The following is a 10,080-nucleotide window of genomic DNA, read 5'->3' on the forward strand; positions in this document are numbered from 1 at the left end:
TGCTCCGGCGCCCGCTCCGGCACCCGCGCCTGCGCCCGCGCCGGCACCCGCGCCCGCCGAGGACGCCTCGGCGACCCCCGCGGACCACCTGATCTCGCACGTCCCCGGTGCTGTCGCCCGGCCGCGGATGCCGGCGCCCGGCGCGCCCGACGTGACGCGGGTCCCCGTGCCGACGGATGCTGCTGGGGTGACAGCCGAGCAGCCCGTCGTGCCGCCCGCCCTGGGCGCCACCCCGCCGCTGGACGACGACGTCGAGCGCACCCGCCTGGGGCACGCGAGCCGCCGGGCGGTACCGGAGGTCGCGCACGGGGGCCGTGCGGTGCCGCGGGCCACCCTGCAGCTCTGGGACGGCAGCACCCTGGACCTCGCGGGCACCGCGCTCGTCGGGCGCAACCCCGCCCCGCGCGACGGCGAGCCCGAGCCGGACCGGTTGCTCGCCGTACCCGACCCCGGGCGGTCGGTCTCCAAGACCCACCTGGTGCTCGGCGTCGACGCCGAGGGCGTCTGGCTGCGCGACCGCAACTCGACCAACGGCACGATCGTCACGCTCGGGGACGGTCAGCAGATCCTCTGCGCCCCCGAGCAGAAGGTCCGCGTGCCCGACCGGGCGTCGGTCGCGTTCGGGGACTTCTGGCTCACGGTCGCGGGCTGAGCGCGGCGGCCGCCGCACGGCGCGGCGACCGTGTCGCGCGCAGCCCGTCGACCGTCAGGACCACGAGCGCGAGCCACACGAGGCCGAACCCGATCCAGCGCGCCGTGGGCATCTCCTCACCGAAGACCAGCACCCCGACGAGGAACTGCAGCGTCGGGGCGACGTACTGGAGCATCCCGACGACGCTGAGCGGGAGCCGCCGCGCCGCCGCGCCGAACATGAGCAGCGGCACCGCGGTGACGACGCCCAGCCCGACGAGGAGCGCGACGTGGCCCCCGCCGTGCGCCCCGAACGCCGCCGCGCCGCTGAGCCCGAGCCAGGCGAGGTAGGCGCCCGCCACCGGGGTGAGCACGGTCGTCTCGACCGCCAGGCTCGCGACGGCCGGCACGGTGCGCCCCACCCGGTTCTTCAGCAGCCCGTACAGGCCGAAGGTGGCGGCCAGGACCAGCGCGATCCAGGGCAGGCGCCCGACCCCGACGGTGATGACCACGACGGCGACGGCGCCGATCCCCAGGGCGGCCCACTGCGCCGGACGCAGCCGCTCACCGAGGAGCACGACCGCGAGCACGACGGTCACCAGGGGGTTGATGTAGTACCCGAGCGCGGTGTCCACGGTGTGGCCGCTGAGGACGCCGAAGACGAAGACGAGCCAGTTGAGCGCCACGAGCACGCCGGCCACCGCCAGGGTGCCGAGCATCCGCGGGTCGCGCAGGGCGCGGACGTACGCGCTCCACGAGCCGGTGACGCGCAGGAGCACCAGGCAGAAGACCAGCGACCAGACGACGCGGTGGGCGATGATCTCCACCGGCCCCGCCGGCTCGAGCAGCGGGAAGTACAGGGTGAGGAAGCCCCACAGGAGGTAGGCGCCGAACCCGAGGGCGAGCCCGGTGCGGTCCGCCGCCGGTGCGCCCGACGGCGTCTGGTCCCCGGGCGCGCGCACGGGGCAAACCTACGCCGCCTACACTGGATCCAGCGTCCTGGCGTGGCGCGCCGTCGCCGTGCGAACGGTGCCCCGCCGCCCCCCACCGGAAGGCACCCCGCTCCGTGAGCAGCACTCGTCCCCTGCGCGTGGCCGTCGTCGGCGCCGGACCTGCCGGCATCTACGCCGCCGACATCCTGTCCAAGTCGGACCTCGACGTCTCGATCGACCTGTTCGAGCGGCTGCCGGCGCCCTTCGGCCTCGTGCGCTACGGCGTCGCGCCGGACCACCCGCGGATCAAGCAGATCATCGTGGCGCTCCACAAGATCCTCGACCGCGGCGACATCCGGCTGCTCAGCAACGTCGACTACGGCACGGACATCGACCTGGACGACCTGCGCCGGTTCTACGACGCCGTGATCTTCTCCACGGGCGCCATCCGCGACGCCGAGCTGCCCATCCCGGGGATCGACCTGCCGGGCTCGTTCGGCGCGGCCGACTTCGTCTCCTGGTACGACGGGCACCCCGACGTCCCCCGCACGTGGCCGCTCGAGGCGAAGAACGTCGCCGTCATCGGCGCCGGGAACGTCGCCCTGGACGTCGCCCGCATCCTCGCCAAGCACCCCGAGGACCTCCTGCCCACCGAGATCCCGGACAACGTCCACCAGGGGCTGCTCGCGAACCCCGTCACGGACGTGCACGTCTTCGCCCGCCGCGGGCCGGCGCAGGCGAAGTTCAGCCCCCTCGAGCTGCGCGAGCTCGGCCACGTGCCCGACGTGGACGTCATCGTCTACCCCGAGGACTTCGACTTCGACGAGGGCTCGATGGCGGCCATCCACTCCTCGAACCAGACCAAGCAGGTCGTCAAGACCCTCACGGACTGGACCCTCAAGGAGCCCGAGGAGCTGACGGCGAGCCGCCGCATCCACCTGCACTTCCTGCACAAGCCGGTCGCGGTGCTCGGCACCGAGCACGTCGAGGGCCTGCGCACCGAGCGCACGGTGCTCACGGGCGACGGGTCGGTCGCCGGGACCGGGCAGACGCACGACTGGCCGGTCGAGGCGGTCTACCGCGCCGTCGGGTACTTCGGGTCCCCCCTGCCGGGCCTGCCGTTCGACGAGATCGGCGGCGTCATCCCGAACCGCGAGGGCCGCGTGGTCGAGGCGGACGGGCAGCCGCTGCCCGGGGTCTACACGACCGGGTGGATCAAGCGTGGCCCCGTGGGGCTCATCGGCCACACCAAGTCCGACGCGACGGAGACCGTCCGGCACCTCGTGTCCGACGCCGAGACGCTGCCGCGCGCGAGCGAGCCCGACCCCGACGCCGTCACCGCGTTCCTCACGCAGCGCGGCGTCGGCCACGTCGAGTGGTCCGGCTGGATGCTGCTCGACGCGTACGAGCAGGCGCTCGGCGAGCCGCACGGGCGTCAGCGCATCAAGGTGGTCCCGCGCGAGGAGATGCTCGCGATCATCCGCGGCGAGGCCTGACCGGCGCGGACCCGGTGCGGACCCCGCCGGGGTCCGCACCGTGTCACGCGAGGCGGCGCAGGAAGTCGCGGGTGCGGGGTTGCTGCGGGTCGCCCAGCACCTGCTCGGGTGTGCCCCGCTCGTGGACGCGCCCGGCGTGCAGGAAGCACACCTCGTCGGCGACGTGACGCGCGAACCCCATCTCGTGCGTCGCGACGACCATGGTCATGCCCTCGCCCTTGAGCTCGACGAGCAGGTCGAGGACCTCGCCCACGAGCTCGGGGTCGAGCGCGCTCGTCACCTCGTCGAGCAGCATGAGGCGCGGGGACGTCACGAGCGAGCGGGCGATGGCCACGCGCTGCTGCTGACCGCCCGAGAGCTGGTCGGGGAACGCCCGGGCCTTGTCGGCGAGCCCGACGCGCTCGAGGATCGCGAGCGCCGCGCCCTCGGCCTGCGCCCGCGGCGTCCGGTGCACCAGCCGCGCCGCGAGCGTCACGTTGTCGATGACGCGCATGTGCGGGAAGAGGTTGAAGGCCTGGAACACCATGCCCATGCGCGCGCGGTCCGCGTCGGCGTCGCGGCGCGGGTCGGTGATGTCCTCGCCCTCGAGCAGGATGACCCCGTCGTCGACCTCCTCGAGCAGGTCGACCGTGCGCAGGAGCGTGGACTTGCCCGATCCCGACGCGCCGATGAGTACGACGCACCGGTGCGCGTCGACGTCGAGGTCGACGCCGTCCAGGACGACGTGGTCGCCGTAGGCCTTGCGCACCCCCCGCACGCTCAGCAGCGGGGACCCCGGCCCGGGCCCGGTCATCGCAGCGGTCCGGCGCCGGCGACGCCGGCCGTCGCGCCGAGCCACCCGCCCCGTCGGGCCAGTGCCTCGGTGAACCGTGTGAGCGGCACGGTGAGCAGGACGAAGAGGAAGCCCGCGACGACGTAGGGCGTGAAGTTGGCGTGCACCGACGTCTGGATCTGCGCGGCGCGCACGGCGTCGATCGCGCCGAGGATCGAGATGAGCCCCGAGTCCTTCTGCAGCGAGACGAGGTCGTTGAGCAGCGCCGGGACGACGCGGCGCACGGCCTGGGGCAGGACGACCCGGCGCATGGTCTGCGCGCGGCTCAGGCCCAGCGAGCGCGCGGCGGCCACCTGCGAGGGGTGCACCGACTCGATCCCCGCGCGGAAGACCTCGGCGACGTAGGCCGAGTACGTCAGGACCAGCGCCAGGCCACCGAGCACGACCGCCTGCGTCGGGATGCCGTGGAGCCGCAGGCCCGGCAGGCCGAAGCCCACCAGCAGCAGCACCAGGATCAGCGGGAGGCCGCGGAAGACGTCCACGTAGGCCGTCGCGGCGAGGCGCAGGGGGAAGAACACGGGACCGCGCAGCGTGCGCGCGATCGCGAGCGCGAGGGCGACCACCACGACGACGACGGCGCACACCGCCATGACGCGGAGGTTGAGCCAGAGCCCCTCCAGCACCGTGGGCAGGGACTGGAGGGCCACGTCGAGGTCGAAGAACGACTGCCGCACGCGCGGCCAGCCCGGCGAGCTGACGAGCGCGAGGACCGCGACGGCGGTGAGCGCGACGGTGCTCGCGATCGCCACGAGCGTGGAGCGCACCGCCCGGCTGCGCCGGTAGGCGAGGCGCTCGACCTGAAGGGGCGACGGCGTCCAGGCGCTCACGTCACTCGAGGACCGGCGCACCGGCGGCGTCGGTCAGCCACTGCGTCTCGAGCTCGGCCAGCGTGCCGTCCTCGCGCAGCGCGTCGACCGCGGCCGTGACCGCCGCGGTGAGGTCGCTGCCCTTGTCCAGGACGAGCCCGAACTGGTCCGGTGCGTCGCCCGCCGGGAGCTGACCGACCAGGATGCCGCCGTCGAGCTCGGCCGCCGTGATGTACAGGGCCGTCGGCAGGTCGACGACGATCGCGTCGACCAGGCCGGCGGACAGGGCCTGCTTCACCTGGTCGTTGTCGTTGAAGAGCTGCACGGGCGAGGACGGTGCGATCGCCTCCTGCGCCACCTGGGCGCTCGTCGTGCCCACCATCGCGCCGATCCGCAGGGCGGCGAGGGCGGCGAGCGAGGCGGCGTCGGCGGCCGGGCTGCCCTCGAGCGTCACCACGGCCTGCGCGGTGTCGTAGTAGCTGGACGAGAAGTCGAGGTTCGCGCGGCGCTCGTCGCTGATCGAGACCTGGTTGATCGCGATGTCGAAGCTCTTCGCGCCCGGCGCGATGATCTGGTCGAACGTCACGGTGACCCACTCGACGTCGTCCTCGTCGTAGCCGAGCTCGGCCGCGACGGCGTAGGCCACGGCCGACTCGAAGCCCTCGCCGGTGGTGGGGTCGTTGCCGACGACCCAGGGCTCGTAGGCCGGGTCCGAGGTGCCGATGGTCAGGACGCCCTCCGAGAGGGTCGGCAGGGCGTCGCCGTCGGCCGTGGCGTCGCCGCCGTCCTGGTCGTCGACGGGGGCGCACGCCCCGAGCGCCAGGGCGCTCGCGGCGGCCAGGGCGAGCAGACGGGAGGTGCGCACGGGGACTCCAGAGGTCGAGGGGCCGGGCGCGCCGAGTGTATGGGAACGTCGGCGGGCGTCACGGCGTTGTCCCAGGTGGCAAGCACGGCGCCGGGCACGGCCGCGCGGCGCTCGGGGGACCGCGAGATGAGGGGGTCACGGTGGGACGGCGGTACGTCAACGCGCTCAAGACGGCGGCGCTCTTCGGCGTCATGTGGGCGGTGCTGCTCGGGATCGGGAGCGTCGTGGGGGAGGGGCGCTACCTGCTCCTGTTCACCGGCCTCGGCCTGGTGGGGACGGCCTACGGCTACTGGAACTCCGACACGATCGCGATCCGCGCGATGCGGGCGCGGCCCGTGAGCGAGATCGAGCAGCCCGCGATGTACCGCATCGTGCGCGAGCTCTCGACGGTGGCGCGTCAGCCGATGCCCCGGATCTACGTCTCGCCGACCGCGGCGCCCAACGCGTTCGCGACGGGCCGCAACCCACGTCACGCCGCCGTCTGCTGCACGGAGGGGATCCTCACGCTGCTCGACGAGCGCGAGCTGCGGGGCGTGCTGGGCCACGAGCTCATGCACGTCTACAACCGCGACATCCTCACGTCGTCCGTCGCGGCCGCGTTCGCGGGCATGATCACGTCACTGGCGCAGCTGCTGCTCTTCTTCGGCGGTGGTGACCGCGAGCGCGGCGGCAACCCGCTCGCCACGCTGGCGATGGTGTTCCTCGCACCCGTCGCGGCGACGCTCGTGCAGCTCGCGATCAGCCGGACGCGGGAGTACGACGCGGACGAGGGTGGCGCCCAGCTGACGGGCGACCCGCTCGCCCTCGCCTCGGCCCTCGCCAAGCTCGAGCGGGGCACCCAGCGTGTGCCGCTGCCGGCGGACCGTGAGCTGGTGGACGTGTCCCATCTCATGATCGCGAACCCGTTCCGGGGCGGCGGCATGGCCAGCCTGTTCGCGACGCACCCGCCGATGGAGGCGCGCATCGCCCGCCTGCGGCAGATGGCCGGCGTCGTCTGACGCAGGGCCCTGACGTGCGAGAGCCCCGCTCCGGTCGGGACCGGACGGGGCTCTCGTCGCGAGTGGCAGGTGAGGGATTCGAACCCCCGTAGCATGACGCGGCTGATTTACAGTCAGCTCCCTTTGGCCGCTCGGGCAACCTGCCAGGGTGCGGATGGAAGGATAGCAAGTCTGCAGGTGCCCACCGACCATCACGCACGACCGGAGGTAGCAATGGCGTCGGAGTCCTCGTTCGACATCGTCAGCAAGGTGGACCGCCAGGAGGTCGACAACGCGCTGAACCAGGCCGCCAAGGAGGTCTCGCAGCGCTACGACTTCAAGAACATCGGGGCGTCGATCGCGTGGAGCGGCGAGTCCATCGTCATGACGGCCAACTCGGAGGAGCGCGTCAAGGCGGTCCTGGACGTCTTCGAGACCAAGCTCATCCGTCGCGGCATCTCGCTCAAGTCGCTCGAGACGGGCGAGCCCAAGCAGTCCGGCAAGGAGTACCGCCTCGAGGCCGCGATCAAGGAGGGCCTCAGCAGCGAGAACGCCAAGAAGATCTCCAAGATCATCCGCGACGAGGGCCCCAAGGGCGTCAAGGCCCAGATCACGGGGGACGAGCTGCGGGTCTCGGCCAAGAGCCGCGACGACCTGCAGGCCGTCATCGCGCTGCTCAAGGGGGCGGACCTCGACGTCGCCCTGCAGTTCGTCAACTACCGCTGACCTCGTCGGGCACCCGATTTCGCAGGCGCCCCGGAGCCCGTGTACCCTGGCACGCGCTGCCCCGATAGCTCAGTCGGCAGAGCGTCTCCATGGTAAGGAGAAGGTCAAGGGTTCGATTCCCTTTCGGGGCTCTGTTGGTGTCCGGACGCCGGTGACTCACCGGTCGTCCGTCGGCACCGATAGTGGCGGGGTAGCTCAGGTGGTTAGAGCACACGACTCATAATCGTGGTGTCGCGGGTTCGAGTCCCGCCCTCGCTACCACAGTGGACAGGTGGACCGGCCGACGGCCGGGACGCAGACGAGCACGTACCAGAGGCGCCGACTCCCGGCGCGAGAGGTGGCAAGACCGTGGCCAGCAAGTCTCAGGACGTCCGCCCGAAGATCACGCTCGCGTGCGTGGAGTGCAAGGAGCGGAACTACATCACCAAGAAGAACCGTCGGAACGACCCCGACCGGCTCGAGATGAAGAAGTTCTGCCCGCGCGACGGCAAGCACACGCTGCACCGCGAGACCCGCTGACCTGACGCGTCGTGGGCATCAACCCCGCGTACGCCGGGCGCACGTACCCGCCGACGACCGCCTTCGTGGTCGGACGCGAGCACGTGCGCTCGTTCGCGTCTGCCGTGGGTGCCGACCACCCGGCGCACCACGACGTCGAGGCGGCCCGCGCGCTCGGGTACCCCGACGTCGTCGCGCCGCCCACCTTCGCGGTGGTGGTCGCGCAGCGGGCCGAGGCCCAGCTCATCGAGGACCCCGAGGCGGCCATCGACTTCAGCCGGGTCGTGCACGCCGACGAGCGGTTCACCCACCACCGCCCGGTGGTCGCGGGCGACGAGCTCGTGACGGTCCTGCACATCGACGCCGTCACCGAGCGCTCCGGGCTCGCGACCGTCACGACCCGCTGCGAGATCGCGGACGCGGACGGTGCGCCCGTGTCCACCGTCGTCTCCCGCCTCGCCGTCCGGCTCCCGGAGCCCGCGACGCCGGAGGCCGGCGCGTGACCCGCCCCGTCCTCGAGGACCTCGCGGTCGGCGACGTCGTCGGCTCGCGCACCGTGACCCTCACGCGCCGGGACCTGGTGCGCTACGCCGGCGCGAGCGGGGACCTCAACGCGATCCACTGGAACGAGCGCTTCGCGGCCGAGGTCGGTCTGCCCGGCGTCATCGCTCACGGGATGCTGACCATGGGCGCCGCCGTGAACCTGGTCTCCGACTGGGCGGGTGACCCGGGGGCCGTCGTCGACTACGGCACGCGCTTCACGCGGCTCGTGCCCGTGCCCGACCCGGGCGAGGCCGTCGTCGAGGTGACCGGCACGGTCGGCGCGCTGGACGCCGACGCCCGCACGGTGCGGGTGGACCTCACGGTGACCGTCGCCGGCGAGCGGGTCCTGGGCAGGGCGCAGGCGCTCGTCCGCCTCTGACCGGCGCGGGCGGGCACGTCCCGCTCAGGCGGGTGGCGGCGCCGTCGTCGTCCCGAGACGCAGCTCGACGTCGAGCTGCACGGTCGGGGGGGACTCCCCGGCGAGGAGGGCCGCCACCGCGTGGCCCAGGGCCTCGCCCTTGGCGGCCAGGGGCTGCGCGACGGTCGTGAGCACGTCGGGCCCGAGCCACGGCAGGTCCAGGCCGTCGAACCCGGCCACGGACACGTCCTGCGGCACGCGCAGGCCCATCTCGCGCGCGGCGAGCATCACGCCCGCGGCCAGGAGGTCGGACTGCGCCACGACGGCCGTGGGGCGGTCCGGCCCGGCGAGGACGACGCGGCCCGCGGCCTGCCCCTCCTCGACGAGGGAGGCCCGCGCCTCGACGACGAGCGTCGGGCGGACCCCGGCGTCGGTGAAGCCCTCCAGCCGGTGCCGGGTGGGCGTCCAGTCCAGCTCGGCCATGCGCTCGGCGTCGACGACGGCGCAGCGGCGCTCGCCGGCGAAGGGCAGCGTCACCGTGGCGATGCGCTCGTGCCCCAGGCCCACGAGGTGGCGCACCAGCTCGGCCGTGCCGCTGCGGTCGGCGATCCCCACGACGGCGGCGCCGTCGACCTCGGGGCCCTCGCCGACGACGATCGGCACGCCGCGCTGCTGGAGCGCCGCCAGGACCGGGTCGCTGCTGCGCGTGCCCCAGATGAGGACGGCGACGTCCATGGGCGCGCTCGCCAGCAGCGGGTCGAGCCGGGCGCTGTCGGCGTGCGGCGTCGCGGGCACGAGCAGCACCCCGAGCCCCATCGTGCCCAGCGTGCCGACCAGGCCGTCGAGGACCTGGACCGAGACGGGGTCGCGGAAGCTGCGCCGCAGCTCGTCGCCGATGACGACGGCTACGATGCCCGAGCGACCGCTGCGCAACGACCGGCCGAGGGGGTTGGGCCCGGAGTAGGAGAGGGTCTCGGCGGCGGCGAGGACGCGCGAGCGCGTCTCGGCGGCGATCGGTCCGGCACCCGAGAAGGCGAGCGAGGCCGTCGAGACGGAGACTCCCGCCGCGCTCGCGACGTCGGCCAGCGTGGGCCTGCTGTGTGCCATGTCACCTCCTCGGTCGTCCGGTCGCCGGTTGACGGTGCGCCAGCCTATCGGCGAGGATCGACGTGCGGTCTCGAAACGATTCGAAACACCCTCGTCCGAGGGCCGCCCGGCCCGGCGTCGTGCCTCCCGCCCGCCACACCACCTGGATCGAGTCGTCTCGTGCTGCCCCCCGCTCTGCGCCGTCGTGCCCTGCCCCGCCCTGCCCCGTCCGGCCCCACCGCGTCCGGCTCCACCCCGCCCGGCCCCGCCCACCGCGCTCGCCGTGGTCCGGGTCGCCGTCGTGCCGCGACGCGGCCCGAGGCGCCGCGGC

Annotated in this window: 12 protein-coding genes and 3 tRNA genes; 9 read left to right on the forward strand and 6 right to left on the reverse strand. The window is 73.6% G+C overall.

The genetic code is table 11. The features are described 5' to 3' along the window. Nucleotides 1-187 precede the first annotated feature (187 nt). Nucleotides 188-652: an FHA domain-containing protein gene (locus tag IDM29_RS17360; protein ID WP_309232726.1), complete on the forward strand. Its 465-nt coding sequence runs from the start codon at nt 188-190 to the stop codon at nt 650-652. Here IDM29_RS17360 and rarD read toward each other — a convergent pair. After that, nucleotides 636-1,592, reverse strand: a complete 957-nt coding sequence (gene rarD / locus IDM29_RS11725; RefSeq protein ID WP_182112073.1) for an EamA family transporter RarD — start codon at nt 1,590-1,592, stop codon at nt 636-638. The two genes, IDM29_RS17360 and rarD, sit on opposite strands and share 17 nt — an antisense overlap. A 104-nt stretch (nt 1,593-1,696) precedes the next feature. Here rarD and IDM29_RS11730 point away from each other — a divergent pair, with 104 nt between their 5' ends. Then, entirely contained in the window at nt 1,697-3,058 is a 1,362-nt protein-coding gene (locus tag IDM29_RS11730) for an FAD-dependent oxidoreductase (protein ID WP_182112072.1), read from the forward strand. Nucleotides 3,059-3,101: 43 nt separating this feature from the next. Here IDM29_RS11730 and IDM29_RS11735 read toward each other — a convergent pair whose 3' ends face one another. From IDM29_RS11735 to IDM29_RS11745, 3 genes are read right to left on the reverse strand one after another with little or no spacing between them, the layout of a single operon-like run. Continuing rightward, the gene (locus IDM29_RS11735) at nt 3,102-3,851 is read right to left on the reverse strand and encodes an amino acid ABC transporter ATP-binding protein (RefSeq protein WP_182112071.1); all 750 of its coding nucleotides are present in this window, start codon (nt 3,849-3,851) and stop codon (nt 3,102-3,104) included. Beyond that, a complete protein-coding gene (locus tag IDM29_RS11740) occupies nt 3,848-4,717 on the reverse strand; it encodes an amino acid ABC transporter permease (RefSeq protein ID WP_255491641.1) in 870 nt (289 codons plus the stop codon). The genes IDM29_RS11735 and IDM29_RS11740 overlap by 4 nt, the downstream gene beginning before the upstream one ends. A gap of 1 nt (nt 4,718) precedes the next feature. After that, on the reverse strand, nt 4,719-5,561 hold the full coding sequence (locus IDM29_RS11745; RefSeq protein ID WP_182112069.1) for a transporter substrate-binding domain-containing protein: 843 nt from the start codon (nt 5,559-5,561) through the stop codon (nt 4,719-4,721). 140 nt (nt 5,562-5,701) lie between these two features. Here IDM29_RS11745 and htpX point away from each other — a divergent pair, with 140 nt between their 5' ends. After that, the gene (gene htpX, locus IDM29_RS11750; RefSeq protein ID WP_182112068.1) at nt 5,702-6,559 is read left to right on the forward strand and encodes a zinc metalloprotease HtpX; all 858 of its coding nucleotides are present in this window, start codon (nt 5,702-5,704) and stop codon (nt 6,557-6,559) included. A 63-nt stretch (nt 6,560-6,622) separates the two neighbouring features. Here htpX and IDM29_RS11755 read toward each other — a convergent pair. Beyond that, nucleotides 6,623-6,704, reverse strand: a tRNA-Tyr gene (locus tag IDM29_RS11755). A 68-nt stretch (nt 6,705-6,772) separates the two neighbouring features. Here IDM29_RS11755 and IDM29_RS11760 point away from each other — a divergent pair. From IDM29_RS11760 to IDM29_RS11785, 6 genes are all read left to right on the forward strand, one after another. Next, nucleotides 6,773-7,264 carry a YajQ family cyclic di-GMP-binding protein gene (locus IDM29_RS11760; RefSeq protein ID WP_182112067.1) on the forward strand — a complete coding sequence of 164 codons (492 nt, stop codon included), beginning with the start codon at nt 6,773-6,775 and terminating at the stop codon, nt 7,262-7,264. A gap of 58 nt (nt 7,265-7,322) precedes the next feature. After that, a tRNA-Thr gene (locus IDM29_RS11765) sits at nt 7,323-7,395 on the forward strand. Between the two features lie 53 nt (nt 7,396-7,448). After that, nucleotides 7,449-7,525, forward strand: a tRNA-Met gene (locus IDM29_RS11770). Between the two features lie 87 nt (nt 7,526-7,612). Next, the gene (gene rpmG / locus IDM29_RS11775) at nt 7,613-7,783 is read left to right on the forward strand and encodes a 50S ribosomal protein L33 (protein WP_182112066.1); all 171 of its coding nucleotides are present in this window, start codon (nt 7,613-7,615) and stop codon (nt 7,781-7,783) included. 17 nt (nt 7,784-7,800) lie between these two features. Continuing rightward, nucleotides 7,801-8,265, forward strand: a complete 465-nt coding sequence (locus IDM29_RS11780; protein WP_370525904.1) for a MaoC family dehydratase N-terminal domain-containing protein — start codon at nt 7,801-7,803, stop codon at nt 8,263-8,265. After that, the gene (locus IDM29_RS11785) at nt 8,262-8,684 is read left to right on the forward strand and encodes a MaoC family dehydratase (protein ID WP_182112064.1); all 423 of its coding nucleotides are present in this window, start codon (nt 8,262-8,264) and stop codon (nt 8,682-8,684) included. Before IDM29_RS11780 ends, IDM29_RS11785 begins: the two co-directional genes overlap by 4 nt. Nucleotides 8,685-8,708: 24 nt before the next feature. Here IDM29_RS11785 and IDM29_RS11790 read toward each other — a convergent pair whose 3' ends face one another. Beyond that, nucleotides 8,709-9,770, reverse strand: coding sequence for a LacI family DNA-binding transcriptional regulator (locus tag IDM29_RS11790; RefSeq protein ID WP_182112063.1), 1,062 nt, complete (start codon nt 9,768-9,770; stop codon nt 8,709-8,711). Nucleotides 9,771-10,080 lie beyond the last annotated feature (310 nt).

The organism is Actinotalea sp. JY-7885, assembly GCF_014525465.1.
GTDB lineage: Bacteria > Actinomycetota > Actinomycetes > Actinomycetales > Cellulomonadaceae > Actinotalea.

Excerpts from the sequence above, each read along its gene's own strand:
- IDM29_RS11735 (WP_182112071.1), bottom strand. The coding sequence starts at position 3,851 with ATGACCGGGCCCGGGCCGGGGTCCCCGCTGCTGAGCGTGCGGGGGGTG.
- IDM29_RS11790 (WP_182112063.1), bottom strand. The coding sequence starts at position 9,770 with ATGGCACACAGCAGGCCCACGCTGGCCGACGTCGCGAGCGCGGCGGGA.
- IDM29_RS11760 (WP_182112067.1), top strand. The coding sequence starts at position 6,773 with ATGGCGTCGGAGTCCTCGTTCGACATCGTCAGCAAGGTGGACCGCCAG.